A 16,014-nucleotide genomic window follows, 5' to 3' on the forward strand; every position below is an offset into this window, starting at 1 on the left:
CTCGGCCGGTACCTTCACGGTGTGGCTACCAACGAAGAGCAGACGCGCTGGATCGTGCACGGGGAACGGCTGGTCTACGACAACCGGTGGATCCGGCTGGGCCTGGTGGACGTAGAGATTCCGGGTGGGGAGCGGTTCGAGCATCACGCAGTACATCTGGACCGGGCAGCAATCGCGGTGGTAGTCGATGAGCAGGACCGGGTGTTGATGATGTGGCGGCACCGGTTCCTGTTCGACCGGTGGGGCTGGGAGCTGCCCGGCGGCCTGGTCGAAGCCGGTGAGGATCCGATGACGACGGCTGTTCGTGAGGTGGAGGAGGAGACCGGGTACCGGCCCAAGGAGACGGAGCACCTGGTCACCTACCAGCCGATGGCCGGCATGGTCGACTCCGAGCACAACTTGTTCCTTGTCCGCGGCGCTGATCTCGTCGGCAAGCCGACCGGTGAAGAGGTGGAAGCGGACCTCATCGAGTGGATCCCGATGGCGGAGATCCCGGAGATGATCGCCCGAGGGGACATCTGGACGTCGGGGACGTTGATCGGGCTGTATGCGGCTCAGGCGCGGCTCAGCACAGGGCGCGCGTGACCGCTCGGGACAGTTCTTCGATGCGTTTGCGCTGGCGACGGGAGCCGGTCATCGTCGCCAGGTGCTGGGCGCGCTGAATGTGGGGCTGAGCGGCCTCGGGGTCCCCGCCGGCCAGCAGGGCATGCCCGAGATCGCAGCGGAGCGCGGCCTCGGCGCGGTTGTAGGTACCGTCCATCCCGGCCAGCGCGGAGCGTAGATCCTCGACGGTGCCCGGGTCGCCGAAGCGGACCAGACAGTTGCCGCGCCAGCGGGCCAGGTGGTGGCGGTCCAGCGACAGATACGGCATGTCCGCGTCGGCGGCCCCGTCCGGTAGCAGGGCGGCGGCCTGCTCCAGCGCGGTGCGGCAGGTGGCCTCATCTCCGAGGATGGCGGCGGCCTCGGCTTCGGCAGCGGCCAGCCAGGTCCGCAGCCGGGCGGGGATGCGGTCGCGACAGGTGGCGTGGATGTGCTGGAGGAGTTCGGTCGCTTCGGCCGGCCGTCCGAGGTCCATGAGGACGTATGCCTGTTCACCGGAGACGTAGGCGCTGATGGCGGGGGCGTCGGCTTCGCGGGCGGCGGCCTTGGCGTGCTCGTAGTGCTGCCAGGCGTCGGCCAGGGCTCCTGTGTTGATGGCCTGCCATCCGGCCAGGGACGCGGTTTCGGCAAGGACGTGGGCGAGCTGGGCGCGGATGCCGGGCCGTACGGCGTGGCGGTGGACGCGCTCGATGTGGGCTATGTGGGCGCGCATCTTGTCGGCGATGGCGACTCCGCCGACGCGGCGGTCCATCAGGCGCAGATTGTTGGTCTCCATCGTCAGGATCATGACCATGGTGGGGTCGATGACGGCGGAGGCTTCAAGCCGGGCGGTCAGTTCCTCGATCTGCTCGCGGTGCTCGCCTTCGTGGTCGCCGGTCGGGGAGGCGGTGTCGAGCGGGGCCAGGCCGAGCAGCATGCGCGCGTGATCGGGCAGGCCCAGACCGGTGGCGATGCGCTCGAAGACCTCCAGGTCGGTGACCTGGCGGCGGCCTCGGATGATCTCGCTGATGCGGCCTTGCGGGATGCCGGTGGCGGTGCTGAGGCGGACCTGGGTGGCTCCGCTGTATTTGACAGCGAGGTTGAAGAGTCCGGCTATGTCCCGTTGTTTGAGGATTTCCCGGGTTTGTTCGCGGTCCCATACCTGCGCTGGGATCTTGATCGGGTCGAAAGCGCTTCCGTGCATTCCCGTCCTCCGGTCGCCGGTCCCCGAAGTGGTGCATCGCTCTAGGCGGGACTCTATATCTCGCGGTGCTATATCCGCGTGGAATAGGCGTGGATTGTCTGGCCGCAGATCATTTCGGTCATGACAACACCGGTTAAGTGCACCGCATGCGACGGGCGCGGCTGGAAGATCGTCACCCGCCGGGGATGCGTGGCGGCCATGGGCCTGCACCTGGAGATGTCCGCGCGTGAGGACTGCCTGTACTGCGACAACGGTGACCCTGCCGCCCAGGTGGTCGAGATGTTCGAGTGGGAGGTGTTCTCCACCTCCGCCGGGGCCGACGAGCTGGGGCCGTGCGGGGTCACCTCGGGGCAGGCCACGGCGATGGACACCCTGCGCACGGCCCTGCGCCGCGTGGCCGACGAGACGACGCGAGTCGATGTGACGGTGTGGGGGCGCATCGTGCTGCGGGTCTACGACTTCGGCACCGTCCCGGACGACTGGTCCCGGCGGATCATCTTCACCGCGACCGTCGATCCGGCCGGATCCGTGCGCTTCGAGCGGGTCACCTCGTGAGTGCTCGGGTGCTCGGCTGGGAGATGCCGTGCCCGTCGGTGCACCTGCCTCCGGCCCGGGACGGGCACCAGGCGTTGGACTGGTACGGCAGCGCGCGGTTCGGCCGGGTGCGGGTGGTGGCCTGGACCTGCCACGCGCACCGGGTGACCTTCTACGAGTTGTGCGAGGCCGGCGGGCTGTCCTTCATCCGTCGCACCGTCGACCAGAACGGCCGCCGGGTTGTGGCTTACAGCAATGCGTGGCCGTGCCGCAAAGGCCGGGAGATGTGGACGGCGCTGGTGTGCGGCCTGGTCCGCTGACCGGTAAAGAGCGTCGGCGCTTGAGGTCCTGACAGCCTCCCGCTTGGCCGGTACTGTGCTTATGCAGACAAGTGGAAGAGTGATCGGGCGGTTGAGATGAGCATGGACTTCGCCCCGCCGAAGTATGCCCAGGTGATGACGGCGATACAGCAGCGCATCAAGGACGGCGAATACGCGCCCGGTGACATGCTGCCGTCCGAGGCCCAGCTTGTCCGGGAATTCGGCGTCGGCCGTACCACCGTCGTTCGGGCGTTGCAGACCCTCGCCATGCAAGGGTGGATCGAGCGCGAGCACGGGCGCGGCTCGTTCGTCAAAGGGCGCCCGGAAGCCTCGGCCGACCGTATCCGCCCCGCCCTGGAGACCGCCGGGCAGGCGGAGAGCGCCGAGAACATCACCGACGTGCGGCGCGTCCCGGCTCCGCGGCACATCGCCCGACTGTTGGGCGCGGAAGAACGGACGCCGGTGGTCATGCGGCAGCGGGTGGCACTCCAGGGTGGCCGGCCTTCGGCGGTGGAGACCTTCTGGTTCCCGCTGGAGATCGCGCTCGGCACCGACCTGGACAAGCCCGAACCGCTGCGGGGCGGCATCCGCCAGCACCTCCAGGCCGTCAAGCATCTGCGCTTCGACCACATCACCGAACGCCTGACCGCGCGCATGCCCACCGAGGAGGAAGCCGAGTTGCTCGGCTCGTCGGTGCCGGTGCTCGGGGTCTTGGCCACGGTGCACGATCCGGCCGGGACGGCGCTGCTGGTGATGAGCGTCGCTCTACCGGGGGACCTGCATGAACTGCTCGACGTCTATCCGGTGAACTGACGACTCTCCCACTCGCCCCGCTCATCCACTTGTGCGGACGAGTGGGATCACCTACTCTCAACTTGTCCGCACAAGTGGACGTCCGAATGAAGGGCGTTCTCGATGAAAGGAGTGATCATGGCTATTCAGGGACCCATCCCGATCAGCTTCGAGCAGGTCTTCCCGCACGGCTGCTACATCGTCGGTGCGGTCGAGCAGGTCAAGGACTTCGACGCCTCCAGCAACGGCCGGACCGTCTACGCCAAGGACAAGACCACCGGCGAACTGGTCTGGCAGGTCGCGGTGATGGACGCCGACCCGGCGGTGAAGGCCGGCCAGAAGACGGTGTCGGTCAAGATCCTGTCGCCGGTCGAGCCGGTCGTTCCGCCCGCGCTGCCGGGCCTGCCGTTCGTGCCGGTCGAGTTCGACGGCATGACCGTCACGCCGTACGTCAACCAGTCCACCGGCCGCCTGGCCTACTCCATCCGCGCCACGTCCATGCGCCCGCCCCGTACGGCCGGGGCTGCGGTCAAGGCGGCGGCCGGTAAGGAGAGCGCGGCGTGAGCGAGCACGAGCCCTACACCTTCGCCTCGGTGTCGATCGAGGAGGACCGGACCCGGCTGGCCGTCTCCTTCAAGACGCCGTATCTGTCGGTCCTGGCCCTGCGAGCCGGGGACACGCGACCGTTTCTGACCCTGGCCTCTTCGGAGGCCGAGATCACCATCACCACCACCGGCGGCGGGCCGGTCACCGGCGATGACGTGTCCCTGGCGCGCGAACTCGTCAAGGTCGCCACGCGCTACCTGGCCGACTGCGAGCGCCTGCACGCCGAGCAGTTCCCCGGCCAGGTCGCGCTCTGACCTCACGCGAGCGGGGCCGTCGGAAGCGGCAACTTCCGACGGCCCCTGATCTCTCACCTGACTCCACATCAAGAAGAGGAGGCCAAGCCTAATGTTCAAGAAACTGCCCGGTGATGAGACCCAGAGTCTCGTCTCCACCACTCCCGATACCGCCGTGGTCTTCCGCCCCGCCGTGGTGCGGACCCCGGCGTTCGTCACGCTCGTCATCTTCGCCGCGCGCCTGGTCGCCGGCCTGGTCCGCCTGCTGTGGCGGCATCCGATCGCCTCGGCCGTCGTCGCCGTCCCGTGTGCGCTGTCGTGGTGGTACGGCTGGCGGGCGGGCCTGGTCCTGGTCGCGGTCGTCGTGACCGTGCTGACGTTGTGGTGCTCGCTGCATCGGCCGTCGTTCCTTCGGTGGGCAGGCTGGCGGCTGCTGGCCTTCTGGCGCTTCCTGTGGGTCTACCGGCGGCACTGGCAGGCCGTGATGGTCGTCTCCGGCCTCGGGCGGCACCTGCGCGGCCGGGACTACATCCCCCATCTGGTGCGGGTGCGCTGCACCTCGTGGGCCGACGTGGTCACCGTGAAGATGCTGCACGGTCAGGCGGTCAAGGACTGGGCCGACCGGCTCGACCATCTGGCGCACGGCTTCGGCGCCCGCTCCTGCCGGGTCTCGATCGCACGGGCCGGCCGGTTGCACCTCGTCTTCCCCCGGCATGATCCGCTCGCCACTCCGCTCCCGGCGGTGCCGATCCCGGAGCAGGCATCGGTGGGACCGGTACGGGTCGGCACCCGCGAGGACGGCGCCCCCTGGCTGCTCAACGTGCACGGCACGCATGTCCTCGTGGCGGGCGCGACCGGGGCGGGCAAGGGCTCGGTCATCTGGTCGACCATCCGCGGCCTGCTCCCGGCCGTGCGGGCGGGCCTGGTCGAGATATGGGCGCTGGACCCCAAGCGGATGGAGCTGTCCTTCGGCCGTGCCCTGTTCGGCGACCGGTATGCGGCGACCCCAGCCGAGTGCGCCGACTTGCTGGAAGCCGCTGTGGCGGTGATGCAGGAGCGGGCCGACCGGTTCGCCGGCCTCCAGCGCTCCCACACCCCCACCGTCGATGACCCCTTCGTCCTGGTGGTGGTCGACGAGGTGGCGTTCCTGACCGCCTACCAGTCCGACAAGAGCCTCAAGCTCCGCATCACCGCAGCCCTGGCAACGCTCACGACCCAGGGCCGGGCGGTCGGCGTCGGCGTCCTGGCCGCGCTCCAGGACCCGCGAAAAGACGTGCTGAACATCCGCAACCTGTTCCCCGACAAGATCGCGCTCCGGTTGGACGAGTCCGAGCAGGTGGACATGGTGCTCGGCGACGGCGCCCGCGACCGGGGCGCGCTGGCCGACCACATCTCACCCGTCCCGCAGCAGGGCGCGGGCGTCGGATACGTCCGCCTGGAAGCCGCCCCCGACCCGATCCGGGTCCGCGCGGCCTACGTCTCCGACGCGGACATCCGGGCGATGGCCGAGGCGGTGGCGGCGTGAGGGTCTGCTTCTACGGCACCGACGAGGAGATCACCCGCATCTGCGAGCGGCCCGTCCTGGCGCTGTTCGGGCCGCGCCGGACGCAGCGGGTGGTGGCCTTCGAACTGTCCGACATCCGCGTGACCACCGACCCGTACGGGGCCGTCTACCGGCTCGCGGCGGACCTGGCCGAGATCCACCGAGAGGAGGTGACCCCATGACCACCACGACCGACCGTTCCCTATCCCGGGCCGAGCGGCAGAAGATGCCGGTCGCCCTCGATGTGGCGGTGGAGATCGCCAAGGCTAACGGCGTGTGTATCCGGCCGATCGTGCTGCGGCGGCTCGATGTCCGCACCGGCCGAAGCGAGGACGTCAACGTCCCCTGCGGGGCCACGCAGGAGGCCAAGTGCCCGCCGTGCGCCAAACGGAACCGCTACCTGCGCATGGCCCAGTGCCGCGAGGGCTGGCACCTGGAGACCGAACCGATCGCCGAGCCGGACGAGGCCAGCGAGGAACAACGGTGGCTGATCGGGTTCCGCGCCGACGTGCAGGCTCAGCGGGACGCGGCCGAACGGGACGGCGACGCCGCCGAGATCGCCAGCTGGGATGAGGCGATCGCCGAGGTTGACGCCGAGATCACCGCGGCCGGGATGCGCGGCCGCCTGTCCGGCCGGGCCGCTGCTCGGCGCTCCCGCTCGACCCGGCGGCGGCAGGATGCCCCGGACCTGCCCAAGCGGGCCATGAGCCCGACCACGATCGGCCGGGCCTTCACCGGGGCGGACGGGAAGGTCTACCGGCCGTCGATGTTCATCACGCTCACCCTGCCCTCCTACGGGAAGATCCGGGCCGGGCAGGGCGTTCCCGTCGATCCCGCGAACTACGACTACCAGCGGGCCGCGCGGGACGCCCTGCACTTCTCCAAGCTGGTCGACCGGTTCGTGCAGAACCTCCGGCGGGTCGCGGGCTATGACGTGCAGTACTTCGCCACCGTGGAACCTCAGAAGCGGCTCGCGCCGCACCTGCACATGGCCATCCGGGGCACCCTCCCACGGGCGGAGATCAAGGCCACTGCGGCGGCGACGTACCACCAGGTGTGGTGGCCGGCGGCCGACGAAGTGCGCTTCGAGGGGGACCGCCTACCCGTCTGGGTCGAACGGCCGGAGCGAGAGGACGGCACCGCCTACCCCGACAGGCAGACCGGCGACTACATCGACCCTGGCACCGGGGAAGTGCTTCCCACCTGGGATGACGCGCTCGACCGGCTCGACCAGGACGACGAGGCCGAGCCGCTGCATGTGATCCGCTTCGGCGACCAGGTCGATGTTCAGGGCGTGCTCGCCGGGACTCCGGACGCCGATCAGTGCATCCGCTACCTGTCCAAGTACCTGACCAAGTCCCTCGGCGAGAGCCTGGATGCCGACGATGCGACCCGGCGGGATCACACGGCCCGGCTGGTCGAGGCTCTGCGCTACGAGCCGTGTTCGCCGTCGTGCCCGAACTGGCTGCGGTACGGTGTGCAGCCCAAGGGCGCCAAAGCCGGAATGGCTCCGGGCCGGTGCCGGGGTAAGGCCCACAAGCCCGAGCACCTCGGTTACGCGGGCCGGCGGGTCCTGGTCTCCCGGAAGTGGTCGAACAAGACCCTCGCCGAGCACAAGCGCGACCGCCGTACCTGGGTCCTGGAGGCCCTCGGTCTGGCCGATGAACCGATCGACCCGCACCGCTACGTCTGGAAGCCCGTCCCGGCCGGGGACGGCACCGTTCCTTCCCTGGCCCTGCGGCTGCTGCGCATGGTCGCCGACCGCCAGCGTTGGCGGGCAACCCTCCTCGCCCGGCAAGCCGAAGCCACCGGTCAAGATCCTTCGGCAATCGAGACCATCGGGAGGGCGGCATGAGCAAGCGTGACGAGCTGATGACCGTCCCGGAGATCTTGGCCGAACTCGGGGGCGTCTCCCGCCGCACCTTCTACCGCTGGCGCGAACTCGGCCACGCTCCTCGGGGCTTCAAGCTCCCGAACGGCGAGATCCGCATCTACCGCAGCGAATTCCTCGCCTGGCTTGAGTCCCTCCGGGAGGCGGCGTGAATACCTCGTACGACGTGAAGTTCTGGGAAATCCGCCGGAATGAGACGAGCAAGACGCCTTCCTACGTGGTCCGCTGGAAGGTGGGAGGCCGGCAGAAGTCCAAGACCCTGCGAACCAAGGCCCTCGCCGAGAGCTTCCTGTCGGACCTGCGGCAGGCCGCGAAGCGCGGTGAGGCGTTCGACGTGGAGACCGGGTTCCCGCTCTCCATGCTCCAGGCCAAGAGCGCCCGGACGGTCTTCGAGTTCGTACGGGCCTACATCGAGATGAAGTGGCCGCACGCGGCGGCCAAGAGCCGGGACAGCATCTCCGACGCGCTTTCGACGGTACTTCCCGCGCTCACCAAGGACCGGCCGGGCCGCCCCGACGCCGGGGCTCTCCGGACCGCGCTGCGTAAGTACGCCCTGTTGCCTGCGGGCAAGCGGCCCCATGCTCCGCATGAGATGGCCCAGGCCATCCGCTGGCTTGAGGGCGCCTCGCTGGACCTGGCCGACCTCGGCGAGACACGAACCGTACGGCTGGCACTCGACGCGCTCGCGCTCCGGCTCGACGGTACGGCGTCGGCCCCGAACACGGTCGCCCGCAAGCGGGCCGTTCTCCATGCGGTCCTCGAATACGCCGTGGAGCTGGGAGAGCTGCCCGCCAATCCGTTGCACAAGGTCAAGTGGAAGCCGCCCAAGACGACCGAGACCGTCGACCCGCGCGTGGCGGTCAATCCCCGGCAGGCTGGGGAGCTGCTCACCGCGGTGACCTACGTGGGTCGGCGGGGCCGTGGCCGGCGGCTCATGGCTCTGTTCGCCTGCATGTACTACGCCGCGCTGCGGCCCGGTGAGGCAGTGGGCCTGCGTCTCCAGGACTGCCACCTTCCCGCCGAAGGGTGGGGACAGATCACGGTCGACGTCTCGCGACCGGAGGTCAACACGCAGTGGACTGACAGCGGAGACGCCCACGAGGAGCGCGGTCTCAAGCACCGGGGCCGTGACGACGTGCGGCCGGTGCCGATCCCTCCCGAACTCGTCAGGATCCTCCGGGAGCACGTCCAGGAGTACGGCGCCGGCGAGGGCGGGCGGATCTTCCGCAGTGAGCGGGGTGGCGTGGTCGCCTCGACGGCCTACACCGAGGTCTGGCAGGAGGCTCGGAAACTGGCTCTCACGCCCGCTCAGGTGGCCTCTCCCCTCGCCCGGCGACCGTACGACCTGCGGCACGCGGCGGTCTCTCTGTGGCTGAATGCGGGCGTTCCGGCTCCCGATGTGGCTGAGCGGGCCGGGCACAGCGTGGACGTCCTCCTTCGCGTCTACGCCAAGTGCATCGACGGGCAGAAGGAGATCGCCAACCGGCGGATCAGTGACGCCCTGGCGGCGTGAGGCACCCGACGTATGATCAGGGCTCCGGGACACCACCCGGGGCCCTTCGACGTTTCAGGGGTGGACTCGCGCTCCTGACCGGCTCCGAACGTCCGGCCCGACCTGGGAGAACACCCTCAAGATCATTGCGCACATATTGCGCGACCACCGACGCACGGCCGCTCAGAGCGGCATACGGCTGCATGTCCCGGAAAAGCAAAAGAGGCCCCGTAGGGCCTCTCAGCTGTCGCTAAGGCTGGTGGCAGGTGATGGGTTCGAACCATCGTAGGCTGAGCCGACGGTTTTACAGATGCCGGGAAGTCGATAATCCTTTCTCGCTTCCGTTGCTGGTCACAGGCTTGATCGCAGGCCAAGAGAACCGCCGTCGCATCTGTCGTGCCCTCTGCGTGCCCTGCGGCTCTTCGGAGCGCTCCGCGTGCCCCGCCTGCACGTCGAGCGCTTCGGCGATCTCCTTGTCCCGTCCTTCCACCGCCCGCGCGTAGTGCCGGGTGGTCACGCTCGCGTTGGAGTGGCCGAGCCGTCGAGCCGCAGCCATGACGCCGTGCCGGTCGGCTACCCAGGTCGCATGGGTGGCGCGCAGGTCGTGTGGAGTGACATCCGTGAGCTTGGCCGCCTCCACAGCCGGGTCGAAGTGCCAGCGGCGCCAGGAGTTGTAGTGCAGCGGCTTGCCCGTCCTACCGGTGAACAGCAGCGCCTCGGGATCATCGGTCAGCTTGTCGAGTCGAGCCTGAAGCGCCCTCACGACGAAGGCAGGGAGCACGATCTCTCGCCTCTGATGTGACTTCGGCGTGTCGAAGACGTGTCTGCCGCCGATCTCGGCTAACGACTCCGCGACGATCAGCCGCCCGTTCTCGACATCGACGTTCCGCCGGCGGAGCGCGAACGCCTCACCGATCCTCAGCCCGCCGTACGCGAGGAGCTGCACGACCAGATCATGAGGAGCCCGGAGAGCTTCGATCAGCGCTTTGACCTCAGCCTCCGTCAGGATGTGCGGCTCAGTCTCAGGCATCCGGGGAAGCTTCACGCCCCGACACGGTGACACCTTGATCATGTCATTGTTGGCCGCCGCCGTCATGATCTGCGACATCAGCCGGTACGACTGCCGAACGCGGGAGGGACTGAGTCCTTGCTTCGTCAGACTCGCCACCCATTCACCGATTATGATGGGACGGACCTGGCCGACCTCCATCTTCCCGAACCTGGGCTCTATGGTCGTTCGCAGGAGCGAGGCGTACGAGGCCCGCGTCTTGGGCTTGAGACTCGGACCGACAGAGGTCAGCCAGCGTTCCGCCCACTTCTTGACCGTGATCCTCGCCTCATCAGGGTTGATCCACTCTCCGCGCGCGACCTCGGCCTCTTTCAGGCGAAGCCACCGGTTCGCGTCCTTCTCCTTGGCGAAGGTGTGCGGAGCCGTATGCCGCCGGCCGTCCGGACCCCAGTAACGGACCTGCCACCGTCCCGAGGGCAGCTCACGCGCGTTGCCGAAAGCTCTTGCTCGCTTAGCCATCACGCCGCGCTCCCGTAGCCTTTGATCGTGATAACGGGCACGACCGAGGCCGCGATGAAGGCTTCAAGCTCCCGCTCCGGGATACGCACGTGCCGGCCGATCCGGACGAAGGTGATCCGGCGCTCCTCGATCAGCCGCCGAGGGAAGCGAACCGATGTGTTCAGCCGCTCCGCCGCCTCCTCCACAGTGAGAAGCCGCCCGAGATCCGTCGTGCTCACGCCGCCCTCCTCTTCTCGGTTGCCGAAAGATCTTGTCCGTCTGCTCTGGCCCGTAGCTCGTCGCGTAGGCGTCGCCAACGTTGGCGCTCGGCCACGGCCAGGAGGAGCCGCTCACCCAGCGGCCGAAGGCCGGGGTCACCGGATGGGACCGGCCGCCAGGAATAGCGGCCCGGGTCGGTCTCCTCGGTTGCCGAAAGACCGAGCGCTTCCAGGGCGAAGGCCCGCCGGTCGGCCCGGTGATCGGTCAGCGTCTTGTTCGACCACTTCCGGGAGACCAGCACCCGCCGGCCCGCGTAGCCGAGGTGTTCGGGCTTGTGCGCCTTGCCTCGACACCGGCCCGGGACCATTCCGGCACGGGCGTTCTTCGGCTGTACGCCGTAGCGCAGCCAGTTCGCGCAGGTGGGCGAGCACGGCTCGTAGCGCAGGGCCTCGACCATCCGGGCGGCGTGCGCCTGGCGGGCCTGCTGGTCGGGATCATCGGGGTCGCCGGTGCTGACGCTCTCGCCGATCGCCTTGGTCAGGTACTTGGCGATGTATCCGATCGCCTTGTCCGCGTCCTTGGTGCCGGCCATGATGCCGTCCGCCTTGACCTGCTCACCGAAGCGGATCACGTGCATGGGCTCGTCGTCGTCGCCGATCGCGTCCAATGCCTCATCCCAGGTCGGCAGGACCTCGCCCGTGGTCGGGTCGATGTAGTCGCCGCTCTGGCGGTCCGGGTACGGCGTGCCGTCTTCGCGTTCGGCCCGCTCCACCCAGACGGGCAGGTGCTCGCCCTCGAAGCGCACCACGTCCACCGAAGGCCACCACACCTGGTGGTAGGTGGCCGCCGCGATCTGCTTGATCTCCGCCCGCGACAGGGTGCCCCGCATGGCCATGTGCAGATGCGGCGCCAGCCGTTTCTGCGGCTCCACCGCGGCGAAGTACTGCACGTCATAGCCGGCCACCCGGCGCAGGTTCTGCACGAACCGGTCCACCAGTCGGGCGAAGTGGATCGCGTCCCGGGCGGCGCGGGTGTAGTCGTAGGCGTCCGGATCGACCGGCACCCCGCGATCGGTCTGGATCTTGCCGTAGGAGGGCAGGGTCAGCGTGATGAACATCGACGGACGGAACCGCCTGCCGTCCCGTCCGGTGTAGGTCCGCCCGAGCGTCGTGGCGACCCTGCGTCGCCTGGGCAGGTCCGGGGCATCCTGGCGGCGGCGGGTCGAGCGCTTACGAGCCGTCGAGGCCCGACCGGTCACGCTGCCCCGCATCCCGGCGGCCCGGATCTCCGCATCCAGACCGCGCAGCACCTCGTCATGCTCGCTGGTGTCCTCGCCGGCGGCGTGGGCGGCGTCCCGCTTGGCCTGCCAGTCAGCGCGGAACTCGATCAGCCACCGCTGTTCCTCGGTCGGCGGCTTGGGCGGGATGACGGGTTCGGTCTCCAGGTGCCAGCCCTCGCGGCACTGGGCCATGCGCAGCAGCCGGTTCCGCTCCGCGCAGGGAGCGCACTTGCTGGCCAGGGTGGCCCCGCACGGCAGGTCGAACAGCCTGGTCTCGCCGGTGGCCTCATCCAGGCGGTACATCGGGATGGGGCGCAGGCACACGCCGTACTCGGCGGCGATCTGATCGACGACATCCCGGGCGAGCGGTTGAGCCATCCGCAGCGCCCGGGGCGTCGTCCGGTCGGTCGAGGTGGTCACTTGGCCGTGCTCCTGGCGGTGCTCTTGCGGGTACGGCGAGCGGGCTTGGCCGGCGCAGGCTCCGGCATGGGCTCGGGTGCGATCAGGACGAGGGACGCCTGGCCGCACTCGGTGCAGGTGATCTGCTGGGTCTCGGCGTCGAGCCAGCACGTGCCCTTGGCCTTGCAGGTCGGGCAGCGGTGCCCGGTCAGCGGTTCGGCGGTCATCGAGTCACCTCCGTGCCGCACAGCGCATCCAGGACGGCGGCGGCCAGGAGCGGGGGAACGGCGTCGCCGATCTGCCGGAAGACGGTCGAGCGACGGCCCTGGAACGGGTAGTCCGGCGGGAAGCCCTGGAGCACGGCGGCCTCCTGGGCGGTGAGCTGTCGCCAGGTGTGCGCCAGGGCGTCGAGGCTGCCGACCGTCCACGAGCGGGCTTTCTCGGTCAGGGTCCAGGCGGGGCGGTCGGCGCTGAACAGGTTGCCACCGGTCCCGGCCCGGCGCATGCCGCGTGTGCGGATCTGAAGCCCCCGAGGCCATCCGAGGGCATCGGCCATGGTGACCCAGGGGCGCAACTCGGAACCGAACAGATCCGGCTGGACCGCTCCGCCTCGGTGGGTCGGTGCCGGAAGGGCGGGCAGTCGGTCGCTGTGGGCCAGCAGCAGCGCCCGCCGGCGGGACTGGGCAAGGCCGTAGTCGGCGGCGTTGACCTCCCCGCTCCAAGCCCGGTACCCGTGCTCGCGCAAGATCGCGGCGGTGTGCTCCAGCAGGGGCGCGGTGGCGGGCACGTTCTCGACGGCCACCCACTGAGGCGACAGCGCCAGGGCGTAGCGCAGGGGCTCGACCACCAGCAGGGATCGGCGGTCGCGGCACTGCTCCACGAGTGCGGCGCGGCTGTCGCGTCCGGCGGCCAGGTCGTTCAACGCCCGGTGGCAGACGACCATGTCGGCCAGCCCGGCGCGCTTGCCCGCCGTCGAGAAGGTCTGACACGGAGACGAGGCGATCAACCCGGTCACGCCGGCGAAGTCGGCCGGGTCGAGCGCGGAGACATCGGCGCACACGGTGGCGTGTCCGGCCGCCGTCCGGGTGGCGCACGCGGTGGGGTCGATCTCGATCCCGAGGTCTTCCAGGCCCAGCAGGCGAAGACCGGTGGACCAGCCGCCGGGACCGGCGAACAGGTCGAGGGTTCCGGGAACGGTCATGTCAGGCCACCTCCCGCCGAGCCGAGGACGCGCCCGCAGCAGAGGAGTCGCCGGCGAACTCGGCATCGGCGCACGTCTTGTGACAGGGAACCTGAGCGTCGTCACACAGGAACGTCGGCCGGTGGCAGATCCGGCACGGCAGGCGGCGACCGCCGAGCCAGTGGTTGACGCCGTCGTCCTGGCCGGTCCAGTCGAGGAAGCCGCGCTCACGAGCCGGGGCGGGGCGCTTGCGAGCCATCTCATGCCACCTCCTCCGAAGGCACCTCGGGCAGCGCCGGCGAGGAGGCGAACTCGGCCACCATCGCGTGGATATCGGCGTCGCAGACGTAGGCCGCCCGCACCCGCACCGGGTCCGGCGAGGTCTCCAGCCGCACGAAGCCGACGCCTGCGCCGCGCTCGGGGATCGGGGAGATCTGATCGGCCAGCGCGCCCCGGTCGCGGGCACCTTCGCCGAGGACCATGTCCACCTGCTCCGACTCGTCCAACCGGAGCGCGATCTTGTCGGGGAACAGGTTGCGGATGCTCATGACCTCCTTGCGGGGGTCCTGGAGCGCCGCCAGCACCCCGACACCGACCGCCCGGCCCTGCGTGGTCAGCGTGGCGAGCGCGGCCTTGACCCGCTCCCGAAGGTGCTTGTCGGTCTGGTAGGCGGTCAGGAACGCCACCTCGTCCACGACCACGAGCACGAACGGGTAGGCCACGGACGGCGTGTGCGAGCGCTGGTGACCGGCGTACAGACCGGCCCGGTCGTGCATCAGCGCGACCGTCTCCTCCAGCGCATCGGCGCACTCCTCGGGAGAGGAGGCATAGCGGTGGAACAGGTCCCGGCCATAGGACAGCTCCATGAGCTTGGGATCCAGCCCGATGATCTGGACCAGTCCGGCCCGGACCGCCGGCAGCAGACCACGCACCGCAGACCAGATGATCGAGCCCTTGCCCGAACCGGTCGCACCCGCCACCAGGACATGAGTGCCGTGCAGCTTGAGCGTCCACGGCCGACCGTCCTCACGCTTACCGACCGGCACCGCGCCCAGGTCCACCGCCGGCGGGATCGGCAGCGCCCCGATCGGGGTTGCCAGCGGATCACGACGCGGGAAGGTCAGCAGCAGCCGACCGGCCCGCACGATCGAGACCCGGCAGGAGAGTGCGCCGAAGGCGTGCGCGAGGTGGTCGGTGCGCTTGGCCCAGTCCTCCACTGACTGACCCGACAGCATCTTGACCGTCACCCGGTCGGTGAAGTCGTCGCAGGACACGCGCACGAGCACGGGCAGGTAGTCGCGGCCCTTCATCACCTTGGACAGGCCCGCGATGACCATGACCGGCTGCCAGTGCCGCCGATAGATCCACATCCAGCGCCAGAAGGCCAGCAGCCGCCAGCCGGCCACGGCCAGGAACGAAGGCCGGTGCAGCAGCGCCCAGACGACCCCGAGGACGAGCACGGAGCCGACCAGGAGCCCCGCCCAGGTCCAGCCGTAGCGCACGACCACGGCCGCCGGGACGAGGAGCGAGGCGACCGCGATCGGGTGCCGCCAGACGGTATGGACGATCCCGGCCAGGAACCGCCACACCGCGATCACGATCACCACGATCGCGGGCGTGTTGACGACGGTGGGCCGGAACACGATCGCCGTGTCCGGCGTGGTGGACACCAGATCACGGGCGGTGTCACCGGGGAGTTTGCGCAGCATAAACTGAGGTCCTTCCTGATCCTTGCTGGGAACCGGGGAGATCAGGGGCCACCGGAAGTTGCCGCTTCACGGTGGCCCCGCTTGCTTCTACGACCATTTGCCGACGATCACGGGCGTGGCCCAGGACTTCGTCTTACGGCGGTCGATGACGATGTCGCCGTTGTCCTTCAAGACCACCTCATCGGGGCGGACACCATCCGCCGCGAACTCTTGGGCGACCTGCTCTCGGATCTTCTGCTTGGCAACCTGGTTCTTGTCCACTGAAAGCCCTTCCTGATCGTTGCTGGGAACCGGGGAGATCAAGGGCCACCGGAAGTTGCCGCTTCACGGTGGCCCCGCGTGATTTCAGGACTTGCCGTCCCGCTTGTCACCGTCCTGGCCGGCCTGCTCGGCGAGCATCCGGTCGTAGGCGTCACGGACGCTCTGCGGCTCTCCGTTCGGCCATCCGGCGTGACGCGGGATGTGGTGCACCGTGGTCTGTCGTGCCATGCTGGAGATCTCCTTTCGAGGAGCCCCGGCCCGACGTT

At 69.4% G+C, this 16,014-nt stretch carries 21 protein-coding genes; 11 read left to right on the top strand and 10 right to left on the bottom strand.

The window, feature by feature from the left end; all coding sequences use genetic code 11:
- The first annotated feature begins 21 nt into the window (after positions 1-21).
- Complete coding sequence (locus tag ABD823_RS18525; RefSeq protein WP_344861203.1) at positions 22-585, top strand: NUDIX hydrolase; 564 nt, start codon at positions 22-24, stop codon at positions 583-585.
- Here ABD823_RS18525 and ABD823_RS18530 read toward each other — a convergent pair.
- On the bottom strand, positions 566-1,783 hold the full coding sequence (locus ABD823_RS18530) for an NsdA family TPR-like regulatory protein (protein ID WP_344861205.1): 1,218 nt from the start codon (positions 1,781-1,783) through the stop codon (positions 566-568). The genes ABD823_RS18525 and ABD823_RS18530 overlap by 20 nt on opposite strands.
- 120 nt (positions 1,784-1,903) lie before the next feature.
- Between ABD823_RS18530 and ABD823_RS18535 the strand changes: the two genes are divergently transcribed.
- The 10 genes from ABD823_RS18535 to ABD823_RS18580 all read left to right on the top strand — a co-directional run bounded on the left by ABD823_RS18535 (position 1,904) and on the right by ABD823_RS18580 (position 9,215).
- Positions 1,904-2,338, top strand: a complete 435-nt coding sequence (locus ABD823_RS18535) for a hypothetical protein (RefSeq protein ID WP_344861207.1) — start codon at positions 1,904-1,906, stop codon at positions 2,336-2,338.
- Positions 2,335-2,637, top strand: a complete 303-nt coding sequence (locus ABD823_RS18540; RefSeq protein WP_344861209.1) for a hypothetical protein — start codon at positions 2,335-2,337, stop codon at positions 2,635-2,637. Before ABD823_RS18535 ends, ABD823_RS18540 begins: the two co-directional genes overlap by 4 nt.
- 96 nt (positions 2,638-2,733) lie before the next feature.
- Complete coding sequence (locus ABD823_RS18545; RefSeq protein WP_344861211.1) at positions 2,734-3,450, top strand: GntR family transcriptional regulator; 717 nt, start codon at positions 2,734-2,736, stop codon at positions 3,448-3,450.
- A 117-nt stretch (positions 3,451-3,567) separates the two neighbouring features.
- On the top strand, positions 3,568-3,993 hold the full coding sequence (locus ABD823_RS18550) for a plasmid replication, integration and excision activator (protein ID WP_344861213.1): 426 nt from the start codon (positions 3,568-3,570) through the stop codon (positions 3,991-3,993).
- Entirely contained in the window at positions 3,990-4,289 is a 300-nt protein-coding gene (locus tag ABD823_RS18555; RefSeq protein WP_344861215.1) for a hypothetical protein, read from the top strand. Before ABD823_RS18550 ends, ABD823_RS18555 begins: the two co-directional genes overlap by 4 nt.
- Before the next feature lie 91 nt (positions 4,290-4,380).
- A complete protein-coding gene (locus ABD823_RS18560) occupies positions 4,381-5,793 on the top strand; it encodes an FtsK/SpoIIIE domain-containing protein (RefSeq protein ID WP_344861217.1) in 1,413 nt (470 codons plus the stop codon).
- On the top strand, positions 5,790-5,993 hold the full coding sequence (locus ABD823_RS18565) for a hypothetical protein (protein ID WP_344861219.1): 204 nt from the start codon (positions 5,790-5,792) through the stop codon (positions 5,991-5,993). Before ABD823_RS18560 ends, ABD823_RS18565 begins: the two co-directional genes overlap by 4 nt.
- Complete coding sequence (locus ABD823_RS18570; RefSeq protein WP_344861221.1) at positions 5,990-7,666, top strand: replication initiator; 1,677 nt, start codon at positions 5,990-5,992, stop codon at positions 7,664-7,666. Before ABD823_RS18565 ends, ABD823_RS18570 begins: the two co-directional genes overlap by 4 nt.
- Complete coding sequence (locus tag ABD823_RS18575) at positions 7,663-7,854, top strand: helix-turn-helix transcriptional regulator (RefSeq protein ID WP_344861223.1); 192 nt, start codon at positions 7,663-7,665, stop codon at positions 7,852-7,854. The genes ABD823_RS18570 and ABD823_RS18575 overlap by 4 nt, the downstream gene beginning before the upstream one ends.
- Positions 7,855-7,868: 14 nt before the next feature.
- Positions 7,869-9,215, top strand: coding sequence for a tyrosine-type recombinase/integrase (locus ABD823_RS18580; protein WP_344861225.1), 1,347 nt, complete (start codon positions 7,869-7,871; stop codon positions 9,213-9,215).
- Between the two features lie 283 nt (positions 9,216-9,498).
- On the opposite strand, the gene ABD823_RS18585 is transcribed toward ABD823_RS18580, so the two are convergent.
- From ABD823_RS18585 to ABD823_RS18625, 9 genes are all read right to left on the bottom strand, one after another.
- On the bottom strand, positions 9,499-10,722 hold the full coding sequence (locus tag ABD823_RS18585; protein ID WP_344861227.1) for a tyrosine-type recombinase/integrase: 1,224 nt from the start codon (positions 10,720-10,722) through the stop codon (positions 9,499-9,501).
- Positions 10,722-10,940: a helix-turn-helix domain-containing protein gene (locus tag ABD823_RS18590; protein WP_344861229.1), complete on the bottom strand. Its 219-nt coding sequence runs from the start codon at positions 10,938-10,940 to the stop codon at positions 10,722-10,724. Before ABD823_RS18590 ends, ABD823_RS18585 begins: the two co-directional genes overlap by 1 nt.
- Positions 10,937-12,619, bottom strand: coding sequence for a replication initiator (locus ABD823_RS18595; protein WP_344861231.1), 1,683 nt, complete (start codon positions 12,617-12,619; stop codon positions 10,937-10,939). The genes ABD823_RS18590 and ABD823_RS18595 overlap by 4 nt, the downstream gene beginning before the upstream one ends.
- Positions 12,616-12,825 carry a hypothetical protein gene (locus ABD823_RS18600; RefSeq protein ID WP_344861233.1) on the bottom strand — a complete coding sequence of 70 codons (210 nt, stop codon included), beginning with the start codon at positions 12,823-12,825 and terminating at the stop codon, positions 12,616-12,618. The genes ABD823_RS18595 and ABD823_RS18600 overlap by 4 nt, the downstream gene beginning before the upstream one ends.
- The gene (locus ABD823_RS18605) at positions 12,822-13,799 is read right to left on the bottom strand and encodes a DNA cytosine methyltransferase (RefSeq protein WP_344861235.1); all 978 of its coding nucleotides are present in this window, start codon (positions 13,797-13,799) and stop codon (positions 12,822-12,824) included. Before ABD823_RS18605 ends, ABD823_RS18600 begins: the two co-directional genes overlap by 4 nt.
- 1 nt (position 13,800) lies before the next feature.
- Positions 13,801-14,037: a hypothetical protein gene (locus tag ABD823_RS18610; RefSeq protein WP_344861237.1), complete on the bottom strand. Its 237-nt coding sequence runs from the start codon at positions 14,035-14,037 to the stop codon at positions 13,801-13,803.
- A 1-nt stretch (position 14,038) separates the two neighbouring features.
- Positions 14,039-15,487, bottom strand: coding sequence for an FtsK/SpoIIIE domain-containing protein (locus tag ABD823_RS18615; RefSeq protein ID WP_344861239.1), 1,449 nt, complete (start codon positions 15,485-15,487; stop codon positions 14,039-14,041).
- 87 nt (positions 15,488-15,574) lie between these two features.
- The gene (locus ABD823_RS18620; RefSeq protein ID WP_344861241.1) at positions 15,575-15,748 is read right to left on the bottom strand and encodes a hypothetical protein; all 174 of its coding nucleotides are present in this window, start codon (positions 15,746-15,748) and stop codon (positions 15,575-15,577) included.
- Between the two features lie 84 nt (positions 15,749-15,832).
- Positions 15,833-15,976, bottom strand: a complete 144-nt coding sequence (locus ABD823_RS18625) for a hypothetical protein (RefSeq protein WP_344861243.1) — start codon at positions 15,974-15,976, stop codon at positions 15,833-15,835.
- Positions 15,977-16,014: the final 38 nt, after the last annotated feature.

Source organism: Planomonospora alba, assembly GCF_039534085.1.
Taxonomy (GTDB): Bacteria; Actinomycetota; Actinomycetes; order Streptosporangiales; family Streptosporangiaceae; genus Planomonospora_B; species Planomonospora_B alba.

Bases quoted from the DNA above. Each gene is read 5' to 3' on its own strand.
- ABD823_RS18530 (WP_344861205.1), bottom strand. From the start codon at position 1,783: ATGCACGGAAGCGCTTTCGACCCGATCAAGATCCCAGCGCAGGTATGG.
- ABD823_RS18535 (WP_344861207.1), top strand. From the start codon at position 1,904: ATGACAACACCGGTTAAGTGCACCGCATGCGACGGGCGCGGCTGGAAG.
- ABD823_RS18545 (WP_344861211.1), top strand. From the start codon at position 2,734: ATGAGCATGGACTTCGCCCCGCCGAAGTATGCCCAGGTGATGACGGCG.
- ABD823_RS18550 (WP_344861213.1), top strand. From the start codon at position 3,568: ATGGCTATTCAGGGACCCATCCCGATCAGCTTCGAGCAGGTCTTCCCG.
- ABD823_RS18560 (WP_344861217.1), top strand. From the start codon at position 4,381: ATGTTCAAGAAACTGCCCGGTGATGAGACCCAGAGTCTCGTCTCCACC.
- ABD823_RS18570 (WP_344861221.1), top strand. From the start codon at position 5,990: ATGACCACCACGACCGACCGTTCCCTATCCCGGGCCGAGCGGCAGAAG.
- ABD823_RS18575 (WP_344861223.1), top strand. From the start codon at position 7,663: ATGAGCAAGCGTGACGAGCTGATGACCGTCCCGGAGATCTTGGCCGAA.
- ABD823_RS18585 (WP_344861227.1), bottom strand. From the start codon at position 10,722: ATGGCTAAGCGAGCAAGAGCTTTCGGCAACGCGCGTGAGCTGCCCTCG.
- ABD823_RS18600 (WP_344861233.1), bottom strand. From the start codon at position 12,825: ATGACCGCCGAACCGCTGACCGGGCACCGCTGCCCGACCTGCAAGGCC.
- ABD823_RS18605 (WP_344861235.1), bottom strand. From the start codon at position 13,799: ATGACCGTTCCCGGAACCCTCGACCTGTTCGCCGGTCCCGGCGGCTGG.
- ABD823_RS18610 (WP_344861237.1), bottom strand. From the start codon at position 14,037: ATGGCTCGCAAGCGCCCCGCCCCGGCTCGTGAGCGCGGCTTCCTCGAC.
- ABD823_RS18615 (WP_344861239.1), bottom strand. From the start codon at position 15,487: ATGCTGCGCAAACTCCCCGGTGACACCGCCCGTGATCTGGTGTCCACC.
- ABD823_RS18625 (WP_344861243.1), bottom strand. From the start codon at position 15,976: ATGGCACGACAGACCACGGTGCACCACATCCCGCGTCACGCCGGATGG.